Genomic DNA, 16,523 nt, shown 5'->3' on the forward strand with positions numbered 1-16,523 from the left:
TGGTTTCTACGTTAGTGCTTGAGCGCACTCATTTTGAGAGCGATCACTTCCAGACCACCTCTCAAAGTGGATAGCGTCCAGTATGTAACCAGCGCCATCAGCCCTGCACCAATAACGGTGAAGGCCAAATCATCACCAACAACCTGTTCTTTTGCCAGCACCATGTACATGGCCAGCGCGGCGATCAAAATAATTTCTACGACAAAATGGAAACGGAACTTGTTACGGGCAGATCCGGATTCGTCGGACATTTTCTTAGGTTTCAACCTCTGGGTATCTATCAGTATGGGTGATTGGTTAGTGTGCAAATTATCCCCCAAACTGCCCCGAACATCTGTACGAGTTAGTGGCTACGGACTTTCCACTACCAAAAACTGCGCGTTCCTTACCCGCGTCTGTAGGGGTTTGCCGCAGCTCTCGGACTATTGCAAACACCGGCTTAACGGATACACTATCGGATCAAATACACCAGAAACGCCCGTTATGATCCGAATGATTCCACAGCTCTTGATAAGTGCCGCAGCAGAATGCCGTAAAGGCCACTGTGTGCGTGCGATGGTAGAAGTTATCTAACGGCTTTCGGTCAGTTCCCGGGAGCCTTTCAAGCGACCGGGGCAGCATCTCCAGCAAACCCCGGTTGCCCTCGGCTCCGGGGTTTTGTTTTTGCTGTCGAACAACGACAAGGAGATCACCATGAAAAGACAACACACAACGCGTGCCGCTAACCAGCCTATCAATAACCGGGCAGGGGCTATTCGTCGCCCGGAACAGCTACCGCTGCTGGATGCTATCTGCAAAAAGCTGAACCAGCGCGTGAATCTGGATGACGAGCAGAGGGTACTTGGCGTTTACGAGCGGGGGTGGATCTTTAACGGCGTGCTTGCCAGCCTGGGCAGTGCGGAAGCACGCTACGTTCGCGCGCTGGCTACCCGCCACAACTCCTGGATTGCGCGTCAGGTGGCATAACGCGACAGCACATGGTTTGAGCCGGTCAATGGCGCCGGTTCAAACCATTCATAACAGCCGTATCAGGGCCATGCACCACCGCGTAGTTATTAATCACATCGAGTATCTTTTCCTGCGAGTAAGGCTTCACCACATAACCATTGGCGCCGGCACTGATTGCCCGCTGAATACTGTCGATGGAGTCATCTGCTGTAACCAGAACAATATGCTGGCCATCCCGTGCTTTTTTGAACTCTTTCATCAGTTCGTGTCCGTCTCCATCCGGTAAGCCAAGATCCAGAAGGATAATATTGAACTTACCATCGTCAAACGCCTTGCGGCCCGCTGCTACGTTTTCGCAATCCGTTACATCTGTAGCGCCTGCCTTGTAGAGCATATCCACCAACCGTTCGCGCATTACCGGCTCATCTTCCACAACCAGTACCGTCAGCTTATCCATTACTATCTCCTTTTTCGTCGGGCGCAGGTTGTCCGGGTTTCGTGTATCCCGATGATTACCACGAATCGGCGCCGGTATGCCGGGGAAGGTCCAGAGGCGCATGTGTTGCTCTGGCCGGGTTACCGGCATCTGCTACATGCCCCTCAGCGCGCGGGCTGTAGGCATCCTGATCACCATCACGGGTCAGAATATTGCTGATTGCCACGGCGGTGGAATAGAGCGATATAGCAAGAATGAGCAGAATCGGCTGCACAAACGCCACATACCCCGGCACTTCAGCGCCACTAATAATGCTCAGTATAAGGATGATGGCCGGCCCTAGCACTACAAACAGCGTCAGAGCGATAAAGAATACAATACGCTCCTTGTAACGGCCAAGATCCCGATTTATTACCAACCCCAATACGAATTTGCCTATGGCCAACCCGGCAAGAATGGCCGCAGCTATACTCAGGTCTGCATGCATCAGCATCTCGTAGAGGCGCCCGTCCCATAGGCGCTGCATGCCAATAACAAGAAACGGGAAAAGCACGAACAGTACGTCGGCATAGGTGCCGTACATCATGCTCATGGACTGCTGTTCACGGTGTAACTGGCGCTCACTCATTGATCCGTTCCTGTTTCGTTCTGGGTTAGTTCACGCTCGATCATGTCATTCAGTATCGCAAACTCGCTTTGTATCTGACTCCACTGGGGGTCCGTTTCCTTCACAAGTGCTTCTACAATGCCTGCCTGAAGGGTCATTTCCGGGTAGCCCATGGTGCCAGCAGACCCTTTTATCTGGTGTGTTTCAGTCTGGAGTACTTCCCGGTCACGGTCTGCCATTGCCTGCTTCATTCGCTGCTGGCGTGTGACCAGCCCCGCCAGGAATCTGGCTACCAAGCGGCGCATGGCCTCATCTTCTTCCAGCTCGGCGGGACCGGAATCCAGAAAACGAGCCAGCAACGCTTGCAGTCGATGTTCGTCTATCGGCTTCTCGAGCACTCCGTCGCAACCTGCTTCACGCAGTGCGTCGGTTTCCTGCTGATCGCCCGCCGTGAATGCAATAATCGGTCGCCGGAAACCTGCCTGCCTGAGCAGTTGGGTTGCCTCAACGCCATCCATTTCCGGCATGTGTCTGTCCATAAGCACCAGCTGCACTGTATCTGAAAGTGCCTTGCGCACGGCTTCATCGCCTGTCGCAACAGAGACAACCTCAAGGCCCAGGCGTGTAAGCATTCGCTCTACCAACTGCCGGTTGTCGGCATTATCTTCTGCTACCAGCACCCTGCCGCAATGTTGCGGAGCGGGCACCACGGAGCTACCCGCTTCAACCTCAAGGTAGCGCGCCAAAACCTCATAAAAACGCTGCTTGTCGATGGGTTTGGCCAGGTGCTCATTGCAGCCCGCCAACCGGTAATCGGCGATGTCTTCGGTCATGACATTTGCGGTTAACGCAATCACCGGAGTATTCACTCCCGCCTCCCGCAGCGCCACGGTAGCGTCCCGGCCGTTCATCACCGGCATCTGAATGTCCATCAGTATCAGGTCAAACGGTTCCCGAATGGCCATTTCAAGCGCTTCTGCACCGTTGCCAACGTGCACCATTTCAGCACCGGTTCGGCCCACCAGCAACGACACCAGACGTCGATTCACATCATTATCTTCGGCACAGAGTATACGCCCGGAAAGACGCGGTGCCACGGTCATCGGGATACTTCGGCGGCGCTGGCTCAGTTCAGAAGCATCCCGCAGAAAGTGAACATGCTCCAGAGAACCGGTGCGAATGGACAACTCGAACTCACTGCCTTCACCGTATGTACTGCTGACACGGATACTGCCACCAAGCATTTCCGCCAGCCTGCGCGAGATACTCAGGCCAAGACCGGTTCCACCATACTGCCGGGATATCGCTGCGCTGCCCTGAGCAAAAGGATCGAACAACCGGCCTATCTGTTCTGGCTTCATGCCAATCCCGGTATCCACTATGCGGGCAACCAGAATCTCAGCCTGGCGCTCACACCGTACGGCCAGGGAGATCGATCCTTTTTCCGTAAATTTCAGCGCATTTCCACACAAATTAATAATAATTTGCCGCAAGCGTGTTGGGTCTGTCTGGATTTGTTCAGGCAGGGGAAATTCGCAAACTATGTTGAAGTCCAGACCTTTTTCCCGAGCCCGCGGTGCAAAAAATGCGCGAATTTCTTCCAGAAGCTCTGGCAGGTTTACCGAAACCACATCAACGTCCAGCTTATTGGCATCGATTTTGGAGTGGTCGAGAATATCGTTCACCAGCTCCAGCAAGTGCCGCCCACTACGTACAACGGTCTCCGCGCTGCTGCGCTTTTCCTGCTCATCAAGGTCCGGATCCATGAGGGTTTCACCGTAACCAATAATGGCCGCCAGCGGCGTGCGAATCTCGTGGCTCATATTGGCCAGGAACTGGCTCTTGGCCTCGGCTGAGTTGCGGGCCAGTTCTTTTTCGAGCCGCTCCTGTTCACGCTCACGTTCAATACGCTGACGCCTGTGGCTTTCTGTGGAATCAACACAGGTGCCTTCCAGATGGGTAGGTTCACCGTTGGCATCGTAAGCCGTGTGGAGCGAGATAATGGCCCAGCGCTCTTCCCCTGAGCGGGTCAGATAGCGGGCCTCAACGCCTTTTACCGTGCCCCGCGCTTGCAATTGCTCAACCACTAGCTCCCGCAGCCGGTCATCGGCTATGCATGCGTCCAACACATCGGGGTTAGCTTCCAGTAACTCCTGGCTGCTACCAAAACCCATCAAGCTCGCCATAGCCGGGTTAGCTGTTACAAATTGGCGTTCGGCCGACATCTGAAAAACGCCCTCAATGGCATTATCAAACAGTGACTGGTATCGCTGCAGGTTAGACAGCGCCCGGCGGCTCCAGCTCAGCGCCTGGCCCTGAACCTGTTTGATGCGATCTGCCAGGGCAAAAGAAAACAGAATAATCTGCGCAGTTAGCCCTATCTGGGGTGCATAGCCTGTGAACGTATTGAGCGGCAGGTAGCCCATAACCGTCATTCCGTATATACCAAAACCAACGAGGGCAAGAGTCCATGCGAAAAAATAGGAGCGGGCCGCTGGGTTGTAATAGCGCCAGGACAAATAGCTCACCACGATCAAAATCAGGCAAAGTATCATCGAGCCGATAACAATCCATTCCATGGCAATGTGGTAAGGCACAAAGAGCGACAGAACAAAGGTAAGAAGCACCGAGTGACGGCACATGATCAAAACCCGGTCCAGATCCAAAGACCGGGTGCGGGTTTCAAGGAGTGCCCGGGCCATCAACAGGCCCCAGAACCAGGTCATGATGATCTGTAGATGCAGATACTCCTTGTTGAACAACGCAGGGCGGCTGTCCAGAAGCTGGATTCCATGTACCTGCTCGGTGGCGATAAACACGCCAGCAGACACCAGATAGAGCACATAGTAGATGTTACTGCGCTCACGAACGGAAACCGCAACAAACAAGTTGTAAGCCAGAATGGCAAGCAAGCTGCCCAGCAGGGCACCCCGGATAATTTCGTCTACCGACACCTTTTCAATGTAGCTGTCCGGGCTCCAGAGGCTGATGGGCAGACGGAAGGTGTTGGTATTGATAATGCGCAGGTACACAGATGAAACGCTACCCGGCTCCAGATCCAACCGGAACGTGGGGTTGGGCACTGCCAGATCACGCTCTGCCCAATTATCATGATAGCCAGCCTTGCGCTGATCGATAAGCTCACCGTCGCGCACCATATACAAGGCAACTTCATCTACCAGCGGCAGAGCCAACTCCAGAATCCATTCTTTACTGGCCACTCCGGGATCCGCACGCACATCAAAGCGAATCCAGTAAGCCGATTCGGTATAGCCAAAATTCAGCACGCCGCTTTCGTGCCGGGTAAACCGCTCGGGCGCCATGGCAAGGATGTCAGGCAAAAGATAAAGCTGGCCGGCATCCTCCAGATACTGGATGCAGCCGCCAAAATCGCGGAGGCTTTCCGTGCCCCTGTCCAGAACAAGCTGACCATTGCGGCACGACTCTTTAGCGCTCGCCACGCCAGGCACCAGAACCATAGACGTGACAAGGCATATCACGAAAAGCAGCCACTGTACTGCTTTGAATGAGGCCGGTTTACACCGTTGCTGCAAAATGTGATCTCCGCGCGGGCATGAGCCTGTTTTATAGTTTATTGTCAGCAGTCGGATCGGGGCAGACCGCCCCGCGGGTATTTACTTTAGCCGTTTATGGCTGCTTTCGCACCTCAGGGCCTTCTGAAATGAGACACTCCTGCTTTTTCACTGCTATCTCCATCGCACTTCTTGGCATCAGTGGGTGCAAGATGGCGGATACCGGGCCGGTAGCGTTTAATCCTGCTACCAGTGTGAATCCGACTTTATCAACGTTTGACCTGGAAAATACCGACAAGGCGCCTGACAACCTTGAGCACACCCGTTTTTGGGATTTCTATCAGGGTATTCAGCCCACAGGCAGCGACGCTACCGACGAGAACCTTGAAACTGCGAACGAGATTCGTACCCACATAGACAAATTCATCCGTGCAACCCGCAGCCCAGACGGGAAAAGCTATGAAAAGGTACGCAATCCGCTAGATCTGATGAATCAAGTAATTGCATTCAACGAAATAGATAACTTTACGGAAGGCCGGCGCTACATCAGCCAACGCATTGCCGCCACTGAAGCAGGCAACTACAGCAACCGCGCGAACGGTGCCCTCATCAAGTTTACAGACCAAAATGCAGTATTTAACGATGAATCGTTAAACGACAAAATTTGGGTCTATCCAACTTTGGATTGGCGTTATACGCCTATAGGGCCTGAAGGCACCGATCTGGACGAAAAGGTTTACCGGACCATTCAGTATGTTAACAGAAGCGTTGCTCCTGAAGACGCGGAGGCTCAACCCGAGCTGATTAGCCTGCTTGCCGGGAGCCGCTTTGATGCTAATAGCTTTGTCGCAAGAGGCTACAACCGGCCGGAGCTAGCTACGGCAGATTATGTAAGTCGTAATTTTGGCGGCATCGAACTGAGGCAAGAATTCACTGAGAACAAATCCGACACGCTGTTTATCAAAAGCGCAGACAAACCTTTGTTAGACCTGAGTCGTCACGGCATTAATCTGGCCGATTCGAGCCCCGATTGCCTGAGAATTGAACTGGACTACGTGACGTCTACCTTGAGAATTTTCCACTCCAACGGCGAGCCCGCAAAAATTGATGCTCCAACCGCCGAAAACCCTGACGAAACCAAGGATAATGATGCCCATTGCAGCAACAACGAAGCTGCGGTGAGCTGGGTAGCTAAAGGCGCCTTCGAGCGTCAATAATGCAAACGCTCACCCATCTCCCAATTCTCCAAAAAGCCTTTTTTGCGGTCGATCATGCGTTCGTATGCTGAAATCATGACGGCTACATGGGGCGCTTTGGCCAGTCGCAAAATTTCGATTCGGCGCTCCAAACGTTCCACTTCGGTGCAGACTTGTTGATGCACGTGAGTACGCACACTGTCGTGGTGGTCGAGCTGAACCTGCCGGGGCGAGGGGGGGATTTCTTTGTGGTGATTTACTGGCTTATCCATTGCGTTTCTCATCCATTGAGTTGCCGCGATTCCTTTATCAGGCTGTAGTTTGCACAACTGTCTAACAAAGTGCAACAAAATGAATAGAGTTTCACTTCTACGCAATATATCAGACGGCAACTTCGCGCCCAGAGAATCCCGACGAATCCACTGCTATAGTTCCCATTACCAATTTCACCCCTACCAGGATTGTTTATGAACCCGACATCCGTTGCCGACACCCTCAGGGAATATCTGTCTTTGCTTGAGCTACTGGACGACGCTTACTGGGAAGCCTCCAACATTGCCCACAAGGACATGCTGTACGACATCATCAGTATTTTCAGCCAGGAGGTGTCTGAGATAAACAAGCTCAGCATTCAGGACCACCACTATCCCTATGAGGTGATCACTGAAGGCATTCGCCGTGTTGTACCAAAACTGGAAAGGCTGGATGAAAGCCGCGAAGAAGTCATTCAGCGCACGCAAACGCTGACAGACTTCCGGGACATACTTTCATCCGTACTCGGTATTCTTGAGGATCAACTAAGAACCCTGTGAGTGGCCGCTTTAAACGGCCACCGCCGGGCGTTCACTTTCCGGGCGCAGCGGAAACTCCCGCGCAATGGTATAGACAAACTTGCCGAGCGCGGGAATGTGGTGACCCACAATCGGAAACCCGGTGTTCAGCAAACTCACAGAAATATCCCGCGCCGCATCAGCCCAGCAAAGCTTGTTGATCAAGCCAACATGGCCAAATGCGTACCGGCTGCGTTGCCCCCACATTCCAACCGGGTTACCACCCAGCATCATGCCTGCGCTGAAGCGCATGGGTATCATCATGGTGCGATCAATCTGCAATGAACCAAACTGCTGAATGGCACGGCGAACGGTAATCTCGCTGCAAATACGTTTACCCTTCCAGGTACCGCCATTGAGCATCATCTGGAAGAATCGGCCCATTTCTTCGGCGGTGCCACACAGGTTACCCGCCGGGATTACCGCTTCCTGAAACAGGGGATTGTTGGTTACTTCTTCTACTGTCGAGATATCGCCGCCAAGTGCGCGGTTTACGATCCAGGACACGGGAAAACGCGGTGTCGGGCCAGTCGCGTAGTTGGTGGCCAACTCATGCAAATTCTCTGGCTGAATTCCGTAAGTGAACCATTTCATGCCCATGGGCTGGCGAATGTGCTTGTCCAGGTAATTTTCAATGGTGTCGCCGGTTACCCTTTCGAGCACCCGCTGCAGCACATAGCCACCGGTGATTGCATGATAGGCAACCTTGGCACCGTCTACAGCAATGGCTCTGGACTCACAGAGTAAGCGCCAGATCTCTTCCTGATCCCACAGAACCTCAATGGGTGTCTCTTTCGGAATGGAAGGAATGCCGCCCCTGTGGGACAGGATCTGATGCACCGTGATGGTACGTTTGCCGTTTTGGGCAAACTCCGGGCAATAATAAGACACGGGGTCCATCAGGTTAACCAGGCCCTGCTCAACCAGCATGTGCATCAGCAATGCGGTAACCGCCTTGGAGGCAGAAAAGTAGCAAATGGGTGTGTCTGTGGTCATGGCGACTGTAGGCGTGCCAGCCGTATCGTGGGGGCCGTTGCCGCTGGCATGCCCTATGGCTCGATGCAGGATCTGTTCGCCACGGTGCCGCACAGATATCTGGATACCGGGGTGGACACCGGTGCGATACAAAGCTTCTACGCTTTTCCAGATAGTGTCTACCGTGCGGGTATCTATGCCAACTGCTTCCGGCCTTTCGCCTGCGGTATCACGCTGGGTAACGGTAGATAAATCCTTGGGAACCTTGCAACTGTGCAGTGCACGACGGGCTATTGGGTTCATCAGGTACGCCTTGATTGTGGTGGCTGTTTTTATTCTATCTTCACGGTGGTCGCTGCCGGGTTCATTGGCTGAAAACCGCCAACCAGTGCGTCAAAGCGTACACCGAATCCAATCCGGAATGTATTTCGAGCCGGCTCAGACGTTATTATAGGCAGCTGATCAGGGGGCAAACCAACCGTTTCTGGAGCAGTCTATGACACCCGGTATCGATGCAGCCAGCAAAGCCGGCATTTTTCACACTATCCACGAGTACGAGCACGATTCTGCCAGTGCAAGCTACGGCAACGAGGCTGCAGACAAGCTGGGGGTTGATCCTGCGCGTATTTTCAAAACCCTGGTGGTTGCTGTCGATGGCAAAACACTGGCGGTAGGCGTGGTGCCGGTTACCGGCATGCTAAGCATGAAGCTGATTGCCAAGGCTGCCGGTGGCAAAAAGGCTGTCATGGCAGACCCGCAAGAGGTACAGCGCCGCACCGGTTATGTACTGGGAGGTGTGAGCCCACTGGGCCAGAAAAACCGTTTAAAAACCTTTATTGATGCCTCCGCTGAAGGTTTCGACACTGTTTACGTTAGCGCAGGCCGTCGCGGGCTGGAAATTGAGCTGTCTCCGGCTGATCTGGCCAGCTTGACCGGGGGGAAACTGGTGCCTCTGCAGCAGGCATAAAAAAACCCGGAGAGCCGATTAAAGGCTTTCCGGGTTTTCATTCCAGGTGGCCGGGCACGATGCCCGGATACCGTCAGGGGTTACTTAACCGATGCACGGGCATCCTTCAAAATCTTGTTGAAGGTTGCGCTCGGCTGCATAACTGCCTCCACCTTTTCTTTGGGTGGGTGGTAGTAGCCACCGATATCGGCAGGATGACCCTGGATAACGCTCATTTCTTCCAGAATCTTGTCCTTGTTCTCTTCCAGCTGTGCAGACATCTTGGCGAAGAACTCTTTCAGTTCTTTGTCGCTGTCCTGAGATGCCAGCTCTTCTGCCCAGTAGCGAGCCAGGTGGAAATGGCTTCCACGGTTATCCAGCTCACCCGTTACCCGTGAAGGCGACTGGTTGTTTTCCAGCAGGCGCTCGGTAGCTTTGTCGAGAGTCTGGCCCAACAGGCGTGCACGGTTGTTGTCGTGCTTCTCACCCAACTCGTCCAGAGATACAGCAATGGCCAGGAATTCGCCCAGTGAATCCCAACGCAGGTGATCTTCCTGCAGTAGCTGCTGCACGTGCTTGGGAGCAGATCCGCCAGCTCCGGTTTCGTAGAGGCCACCACCGTTCAGCAGGGGGACAATCGAAAGCATTTTGGCGCTGGTGCCCAGTTCCAGAATCGGGAACAGGTCGGTCAGGTAGTCACGCAGTACGTTACCGGTTACCGAGATGGTATCAAGACCACGAATCAGGCGTTCCATAGTCCAGCGAATAGCACGCACAGGCGACTCAAGGCGGATGTGCAGCCCTTCGGTGTCGTGATCCTGCAGGTAAGTATTCACCTTCTTTATCAGCTCGGCATCGTGAGGACGCTCGTCGTCGAGCCAGAACACGGCTGGCATACCAGTCGCACGGGCACGGGTAACGGCCAGCTTGACCCAGTCGCGAATCGGCAGGTCTTTGGTTTGACATGCACGCCAGATATCGCCTTCTTCGACATTGTGCTCAGTCAGGACTGTGCCGTCTTCAGCCAGAATGCGCACGATACCGTCTTCTTCGATTTCAAACGTCTTGTCGTGGGAGCCGTATTCTTCAGCCTTCTGCGCCATCAAGCCTACGTTCGGCACTGTTCCCATGGTAGTGGGATCAAACGCGCCGTGGGTTTTGCAGAAGTTGATCATTTCCTGGTAAATCGTGGCATAGGTAGACTCAGGCATTACAGCCTTGGTGTCTTTCAACTTGCCATCGCGCGCCCACATCTTGCCTGAGTTACGGATCATTGCCGGCATGGAGGCGTCAACAATCACATCACTCGGTACGTGCAGGTTGGTAACACCCTTAACGGAGTCAACCATGGCGATTTCCGGGCGGTGCTCGTAGGTCTTGTGCAGGGCTTCCTGAATTTCTTCCTGCTTGGACTCTGGCAGCTGCTTGATTTTCTCAAGCACAGACGACAGACCGTTGTTCGGGTTTACGCCGATTTCGTCAAACAGTTCGCCGTATTTGTCGAAAAGCTCTTTGTAGTAAATCTTCACCGCGTGACCAAACACGATCGGGTGAGAGATTTTCATCATGGTGGCTTTCACGTGCAGTGAGAACATCACGCCGGTCTTTTCGCAGTCTTCGATAACGTCTTCGAAGAATTTGCACAGCGCTTTCTTGCTCATGAACATACCGTCGAGCACTTCACCTTCCTGGAGTGGCAGGTCGGACTTGAGGACGGTTTGCTCACCCTTCTTGTTCTCGAACACAATGCGGGCGTTTGTTGCCTTGTCGAGGGTTATGGACTGCTCATTAGAGTAAAAATCGCCCCCGCGCATGTGTGCCACGTGGGTACGTGAAGCCGGGCTCCACTCGCCCATACTGTGGGGATATTTGCGTGCAAATGCTTTAACTGCTGCTGGTGCACGGCGATCAGAGTTACCTTCACGCAGAACCGGGTTTACGGCACTGCCAAGTACTTTGGCGTAACGCTTGGTCGCATCTTTTTCTTCGTCGGTTACAGGGCTTTCTTTGTAATCAGGAACCTTGAAACCCTGGTCCTGCAATTCTTTGATAGCTGCACGCAACTGCGGAATGGACGCAGAAATGTTCGGCAGTTTGATGATGTTGGCGTCTGGGTCTTTGGTGTATTCGCCCAGTTCTGTCAGTGCGTCTGGAACGCGCTGGTCTTCCTCAAGGTAGTCCGGGAATGTTGCCAGAATACGCGCCGCGAGGGAGATGTCGCTGGTTCCAAATTCGATACCAGCCGGCTTGGCGTAGGTCTCAAGAATCGGTAGCAGTGACCGTGTTGCGAGGGCAGGTGCCTCGTCGGTCAGTGTATAAATAATCTTTGCTTTGGATGATTTCATTTTCGTCCTCAGGCTAATAGGTGGGTTCAGGACGGTCATAGCTGGATCAGGCGTCTTGTGAACGACTGAGCTTCGCAATGACTGATTTTTTAAACTTTTGATAGACCTACTAAGATAGCATTTTTTTGTAATCTCGGGTTACGATCTTAGTATAAGAACGGACTAAAAACCCTTGATCTTCGGTAACTGGGGGATCAAATGAGGGGAATTTACGAAACTTTCTAACATTTTGGCGTGTTGGCTTTGCTGGCTTGGGAGTATCGCGATGGGTGTGCTTTCTCCCAAAACACGCTCCTTGCGGCACATCCATGTGGCGCTTGGGCTCCGCCATCCATGGCTCCGCACCGTTTTAGGAGAAAGCACACCCACCGCTCGACAAACTTTTCAGTTAACTCCAACAACCCTTAGGATGAAAACTCTGCACCGGAGTCACACCGCAAAAAGTAGAGACCCGGATGTTTTACCCCTTCACCTGTTCAGTCAACCACTCGGCAAAAGGTTCTCTTCCGCAAGCCGCTCGCGAATCTGGTCCAGTGCTTCGGGGTTACCCAGGGCATCGCGGTTGTCGGCTTTGGTAGAGCCGTTGATCAGGCGGGCTACGGCCAGCTCTACTTTTTTGCCACTGCGGGTGTAGGGGATGTCTGGCACCTGCACTATGTGCTTGGGCACGTGGCGTGGGCTGGCGCCTGTGCGGATTCGGGCTTTTAGCTGTTTCAGAAGGTCGGCACTGAGTTCCTGGCCTTCGGCAGGCACTACAAACAACACCACTTCTACGTCGCCATCGATCTGGCGGCCGACGACGAGGCTGTCTTTTATGGCCGCTTCGGTTTCTACCTGGCGGTAGATTTCGGCGGTGCCGATCCTTACGCCGCCGGGGTTGAGGGTGGCGTCGGAGCGGCCGTAGATGATGGCGCCGCCGTGTTCGGTGAATTCTATGAAGTCACCATGAGCCCATACGCCGGGGAAGGTGTCGAAGTAGGCTTCGCGGTAGCGTTCGCCGTTGGCGTCGTCCCAGAAGGCGACGGGCATGGAAGGCATGGGCTGGCGGCACACGAGCTCGCCTCGGCCCTGGTCTACGGGTTTGCCGTCATCGCCGTAGGCTACGGCGTCGACACCGAGAAAGCGGCATTGGATTTCGCCACGGCGCACAGGCAGCAAGGGCGTAGAGCCTACAAAGCAACCGCAGATGTCGGTGCCGCCGGCAATTGAGCCCAGCAGGGCTTTGGGTGCGCCTTGGCTGTATACCCAATCATAGTCCTCGGGGAGCAGGGGCGAACCGGTTGAGAACACGACTCTCAATTTGCTCAGGTCGAGGGTTTCGGCCGGAGCCATTTCAGCTTTGCGGCAGCCTGCAATGAACCTTGCACTGGTGCCGAAGTGGGTTACGCGCTCATGCGCTACTGTATCCCAAAGGAAGCTGAGGCTGGGGTAGCCGGGTGAACCGTCTACAGTGATGACCGCAGCGCCTGTTAGCAGGGCGGAGGCTTGCCAGTTCCACATCATCCAGCCGCAGGTGGTGAAGTAGAGGAACCGGTCTTCCGGGCCTACGTCGCCGTGCAGCATGAGTTCTTTGGCATGATTGATCAGCAGGCCTGCGGTGCCATGTACTATGCACTTGGGTTTGCCGGTGGTGCCGGAAGAATAGAGTATGTATACCGGGTGATCCGGGTCGACTGGCGTGTACGAAGGCGTTTCGCCCGCGCCATAGGCAATGGCCTCATCCCAGGTGGTAACCAGTTCACCCGTAATTTGTGCAGCTTCAGGTAGCTGTTGAACACTGACCACGCATTTCAGGGTTGGCAGGCCGGCGATCAACTGTGCAAACTCTTCTTGCCGTGCCAGCACCTTACCGCCGTAGCCGTATCCGTTCACGACAATCAGTGCAGAAGGCTCAATTTGGCCAAACCGATCCAGAATGGCTCCCACACCGAAATCAGGCGAAGCAGAGCTCCAGATAGCACCCAGGCTGGTTGCCGCCAGCATGCCGGCGAGCGCCTCATAACCGTTGGTCACCACACCGGCTACGCGGTCGCCTTTTTGGATGCCTTTGCTACGCAGGAAGGCTTCCAGGGCACCCACATCGGCTTTCAATTCGCCATAGGTACGGCGCAGAACAGGGCGCGTCTCGCAATAAGCCACCACAGCTTCTTTATCGGCGTGATCCCCCTCAGCATGGCGCAGCAGGTTAGCCGAAAAGTTCAGCTTCATACCCGGGAACCACTCGGCACCCGGCATATCCCGCTTACCCAACGCTTTACTGGCCGGTGTTTCGCAGATCAGCCCACAATAATCCCAAACCTTTGCCCAGAAGCTTTCAAGGTCATCAACAGACCACTGGTGCAAAGCGTGGTAATCAGCAAAAGGGCCATAGCCCTGCTCTTCCAGCCAGGTTTTGAAGCGACCCATTTGGGTATTGGTCAACTCGCCTTCCGATGGAGACCAGACTATTGGGGACTGCTCAATAACGCTCATCCGTTGCTCCTGTTGCTTACTGCATGTGCCAGCCGTGGCTGACTACAATAGATTGTCCTGTGAGGGCGGCTGAAGGGAAGGCCGCCAAGTGCACCGCCATTTCGGAAACATCTTCCTGCGTGGTGAATTTGCCATCTACTGTGTTTTTTAGCATCACCTTGCTGACGACTTCTTCTTCGGAAATGCCCAGCTCTTTCGCTTGCTCCGGTATCTGTTTATCCACCAGTGGCGTTCTTACAAAGCCCGGGCAGATAATGTTACTGCGAACTCCGTGCTCAGCACCCTCTTTGGCAACGGCGCGGCATAATCCAAGCATACCGTGTTTTGCCGCCACATAAGGTGCCTTCAAGGGCGAGGCCTCCAGTGAGTGCACTGAGCCCATGTACAGCATAGTGCCTCCACCGTTGGCGTACATTTGCTTCAGCGCCGCCCGGGTAACCAGAAATGCGCCATCAAGGTGCACGTTCATTACCCGGCGCCAGTCCGCATACGCCAGCTTATGAACCGGGTCTATGTGCTGGATGCCGGCGTTGGCCACGGCAATGTCCAGACCACCCCAGGCCTTTACAATGGCCGCTACGCCCTCGTCCACGGCGGCCTCATCGGTTACATCCATGGCCAGAGCCATGGCGGTTCCACCAGCTTTCTCTATGGCGTTAACGGTGTCTTGTACACTTTCCAGCGTAAGGTCTGCCACAGCTACACGGGCACCTTCACGGCCATAATGTTCAGCGATTGCCCGCCCAATGCCTCGCGCTGCGCCAGTGATAAGAGCGATATTGTTTTCGAGACGCATGGTGTTTGCCCCCTGGTTATTATTCAATTTTTGTTAGTGAAAACCTGCGCAAAACGTGCGTGTCAGGAGCCGCCGTACACTTCATTTGGAAGCCATGTCGCCAGCGGCTGGAACCAGAACACCAGTGCCAAAGCCAGAAGCTGCAGCATGATGAACGGCAACACGCCCAGATAGATGTCCCGGGTGGTAATACCCGGCGGGCATACTCCCTTGATGTAAAACAGTGAGAAGCCTACGGGCGGTGTCAGGAACGAGGTCTGCAAACACATGGCAAACATGATGGCGAACCACACCGGCTCCACGCCCATTTTGAACAGCACGGGCGCGACCAGCGGCAACACAATCAAGGTGATCTCCACCCAATCCAGAAAGAACCCGAGCAGGAAGGTGATAAGCAACACGGTCAGCAATACGCCTGTGGTGCCATAGGGCAAACCGGTGATTGCACCTTCAATAACTTCATCTCCGCCCAACCCACGCAGTACCGAGGCAAACACGGTGGCACCGATAAAAATGCCAAAGATGAAGGCCGAGGTGCGACTGGTTTGGTAAAGGGATTCCTTCAAAGTCTCCATATCGAGGCGTTTGCTCACAAAGGCCATGAGGAGCGCGCCACCGGCACCCACCGCAGAGGCTTCTGTGGTAGTCGCTATGCCAAAGAAGATGGAGCCAAGCACGGAAATAATCAGGGCCATAGGCGGCAAAATTGCCCAGAGCACGCCAATCCAGGCCCGGATATCAAGACGCTGCCGGTTAGGCGGCGCCGGAGCCAGGTCCTTTTTGATATAGGAAGCGATGATGATGTAAAGGATGTACAGCATGGCGAGCATAACGCCCGGGATCAGCGCGCCCATAAACAACTTGCCTACGGAAGCCTCCGAGGTGCCGAGGCGATCGGCCATCAATACCAACATGATGCTTGGCGGCACCAGAATGCCCAAGGTACCGACCGAACACGCCGTGCCCACTGCCAGAGACTTGTTGTAGTTCGCCTGCATCATGGGGCCAAGAGACAGCATGCCCAGCAGCACCACCGAAGCGCCAACAATACCGGTAGATGCCGCAAGCAATACGCCAACCAGTACCACTGTAATCGCGTAGCCACCGCGCAAGCCGCCAAGCACGCGCACCAAACTGTGCATCAGCTTTTCGGCTATGCCTGAGCGGTCAAGCATGATGCCCATGAAGATAAACATGGGCAGCGCCACCATCAACTCGTTGGCAACTATGCCGTAAATCCTGGCGTCCAAAACGCCAATGGTTCCCTGCCAGGTAAACCACAGGGGAGAATCCAGGTATTCGACCATTACGTGGCCGACAATACCGAATACCAGGCCTATACCCGCCAGTGACCATGCAACCGGGAAACCCGAGAGCAAGAGCACCATAAAGCTGGCGAACATGGCGATAACAAGAATCGCTTCTACACCCATGACGTT

The 16,523-nt window shown here is 54.3% G+C and carries 14 protein-coding genes; 4 read left to right on the top strand and 10 right to left on the bottom strand.

Translation table 11 applies throughout. From position 1 onward, the window contains the following. Positions 1-11: 11 nt before the first annotated feature. Entirely contained in the window at positions 12-251 is a 240-nt protein-coding gene (locus tag RKA07_RS02210; RefSeq protein WP_200201521.1) for a hypothetical protein, read from the bottom strand. A 442-nt stretch (positions 252-693) separates the two neighbouring features. Here RKA07_RS02210 and RKA07_RS02215 point away from each other — a divergent pair, with 442 nt between their 5' ends. Then, positions 694-966, top strand: a complete 273-nt coding sequence (locus RKA07_RS02215; RefSeq protein WP_200201522.1) for a hypothetical protein — start codon at positions 694-696, stop codon at positions 964-966. Between the two features lie 25 nt (positions 967-991). Here the strand turns inward: RKA07_RS02215 and RKA07_RS02220 are convergent, their stop codons facing one another. From RKA07_RS02220 to RKA07_RS02230, 3 genes are read right to left on the bottom strand one after another with little or no spacing between them, the layout of a single operon-like run. Then, a complete protein-coding gene (locus tag RKA07_RS02220) occupies positions 992-1,405 on the bottom strand; it encodes a response regulator (protein ID WP_200201523.1) in 414 nt (137 codons plus the stop codon). Positions 1,406-1,460: 55 nt separating this feature from the next. Then, positions 1,461-2,012 (bottom strand): hypothetical protein, encoded by a 552-nt coding sequence (locus RKA07_RS02225; protein ID WP_200201524.1) that lies wholly within the window; start codon positions 2,010-2,012, stop codon positions 1,461-1,463. After that, a complete protein-coding gene (locus tag RKA07_RS02230; protein WP_310965541.1) occupies positions 2,009-5,470 on the bottom strand; it encodes a response regulator in 3,462 nt (1,153 codons plus the stop codon). Before RKA07_RS02230 ends, RKA07_RS02225 begins: the two co-directional genes overlap by 4 nt. 203 nt (positions 5,471-5,673) lie before the next feature. Here RKA07_RS02230 and RKA07_RS02235 point away from each other — a divergent pair, with 203 nt between their 5' ends. Then, entirely contained in the window at positions 5,674-6,741 is a 1,068-nt protein-coding gene (locus tag RKA07_RS02235) for a hypothetical protein (protein ID WP_310965438.1), read from the top strand. Here the strand turns inward: RKA07_RS02235 and RKA07_RS02240 are convergent. Further along, the gene (locus RKA07_RS02240) at positions 6,735-6,992 is read right to left on the bottom strand and encodes a hypothetical protein (RefSeq protein WP_310965439.1); all 258 of its coding nucleotides are present in this window, start codon (positions 6,990-6,992) and stop codon (positions 6,735-6,737) included. The genes RKA07_RS02235 and RKA07_RS02240 overlap by 7 nt on opposite strands. 195 nt (positions 6,993-7,187) lie before the next feature. Between RKA07_RS02240 and RKA07_RS02245 the strand changes: the two genes are divergently transcribed. Beyond that, complete coding sequence (locus RKA07_RS02245) at positions 7,188-7,532, top strand: hypothetical protein (protein WP_200370731.1); 345 nt, start codon at positions 7,188-7,190, stop codon at positions 7,530-7,532. Positions 7,533-7,541: 9 nt separating this feature from the next. Here the strand turns inward: RKA07_RS02245 and RKA07_RS02250 are convergent, their stop codons facing one another. Continuing rightward, a complete protein-coding gene (locus tag RKA07_RS02250; protein WP_200370732.1) occupies positions 7,542-8,828 on the bottom strand; it encodes a serine hydrolase domain-containing protein in 1,287 nt (428 codons plus the stop codon). A 193-nt stretch (positions 8,829-9,021) separates the two neighbouring features. Between RKA07_RS02250 and ybaK the strand changes: the two genes are divergently transcribed. Continuing rightward, complete coding sequence (ybaK, locus tag RKA07_RS02255) at positions 9,022-9,492, top strand: Cys-tRNA(Pro) deacylase (RefSeq protein WP_200370740.1); 471 nt, start codon at positions 9,022-9,024, stop codon at positions 9,490-9,492. Between the two features lie 80 nt (positions 9,493-9,572). Here ybaK and RKA07_RS02260 read toward each other — a convergent pair whose 3' ends face one another. The 4 genes from RKA07_RS02260 to RKA07_RS02275 all read right to left on the bottom strand — a co-directional run bounded on the left by RKA07_RS02260 (position 9,573) and on the right by RKA07_RS02275 (position 16,517). Beyond that, positions 9,573-11,816: an NADP-dependent isocitrate dehydrogenase gene (locus RKA07_RS02260; protein WP_200201531.1), complete on the bottom strand. Its 2,244-nt coding sequence runs from the start codon at positions 11,814-11,816 to the stop codon at positions 9,573-9,575. A 480-nt stretch (positions 11,817-12,296) separates the two neighbouring features. Continuing rightward, positions 12,297-14,288, bottom strand: coding sequence for an acetoacetate--CoA ligase (locus RKA07_RS02265; RefSeq protein ID WP_310965440.1), 1,992 nt, complete (start codon positions 14,286-14,288; stop codon positions 12,297-12,299). Positions 14,289-14,304: 16 nt separating this feature from the next. Then, positions 14,305-15,084, bottom strand: a complete 780-nt coding sequence (locus tag RKA07_RS02270; RefSeq protein WP_310965441.1) for a 3-hydroxybutyrate dehydrogenase — start codon at positions 15,082-15,084, stop codon at positions 14,305-14,307. A 62-nt stretch (positions 15,085-15,146) separates the two neighbouring features. Beyond that, positions 15,147-16,517 (bottom strand): TRAP transporter large permease, encoded by a 1,371-nt coding sequence (locus RKA07_RS02275; protein ID WP_200201534.1) that lies wholly within the window; start codon positions 16,515-16,517, stop codon positions 15,147-15,149. Positions 16,518-16,523 lie beyond the last annotated feature (6 nt).

It is taken from the genome of Marinobacter xiaoshiensis (assembly GCF_031631795.1).
GTDB classification, from domain to species: Bacteria; Pseudomonadota; Gammaproteobacteria; order Pseudomonadales; family Oleiphilaceae; genus Marinobacter; species Marinobacter xiaoshiensis.

Bases quoted from the DNA above. Each gene is read 5' to 3' on its own strand.
- RKA07_RS02210 (WP_200201521.1), bottom strand. From the start codon at position 251: ATGTCCGACGAATCCGGATCTGCCCGTAACAAGTTCCGTTTCCATTTT.
- RKA07_RS02215 (WP_200201522.1), top strand. From the start codon at position 694: ATGAAAAGACAACACACAACGCGTGCCGCTAACCAGCCTATCAATAAC.
- RKA07_RS02220 (WP_200201523.1), bottom strand. From the start codon at position 1,405: ATGGATAAGCTGACGGTACTGGTTGTGGAAGATGAGCCGGTAATGCGC.
- RKA07_RS02225 (WP_200201524.1), bottom strand. From the start codon at position 2,012: ATGAGTGAGCGCCAGTTACACCGTGAACAGCAGTCCATGAGCATGATG.
- RKA07_RS02230 (WP_310965541.1), bottom strand. From the start codon at position 5,470: ATGGTTCTGGTGCCTGGCGTGGCGAGCGCTAAAGAGTCGTGCCGCAAT.
- RKA07_RS02235 (WP_310965438.1), top strand. From the start codon at position 5,674: ATGAGACACTCCTGCTTTTTCACTGCTATCTCCATCGCACTTCTTGGC.
- RKA07_RS02240 (WP_310965439.1), bottom strand. From the start codon at position 6,992: ATGGATAAGCCAGTAAATCACCACAAAGAAATCCCCCCCTCGCCCCGG.
- RKA07_RS02245 (WP_200370731.1), top strand. From the start codon at position 7,188: ATGAACCCGACATCCGTTGCCGACACCCTCAGGGAATATCTGTCTTTG.
- RKA07_RS02250 (WP_200370732.1), bottom strand. From the start codon at position 8,828: ATGAACCCAATAGCCCGTCGTGCACTGCACAGTTGCAAGGTTCCCAAG.
- ybaK (WP_200370740.1), top strand. From the start codon at position 9,022: ATGACACCCGGTATCGATGCAGCCAGCAAAGCCGGCATTTTTCACACT.
- RKA07_RS02260 (WP_200201531.1), bottom strand. From the start codon at position 11,816: ATGAAATCATCCAAAGCAAAGATTATTTATACACTGACCGACGAGGCA.
- RKA07_RS02265 (WP_310965440.1), bottom strand. From the start codon at position 14,288: ATGAGCGTTATTGAGCAGTCCCCAATAGTCTGGTCTCCATCGGAAGGC.
- RKA07_RS02270 (WP_310965441.1), bottom strand. From the start codon at position 15,084: ATGCGTCTCGAAAACAATATCGCTCTTATCACTGGCGCAGCGCGAGGC.
- RKA07_RS02275 (WP_200201534.1), bottom strand. From the start codon at position 16,517: ATGGGTGTAGAAGCGATTCTTGTTATCGCCATGTTCGCCAGCTTTATG.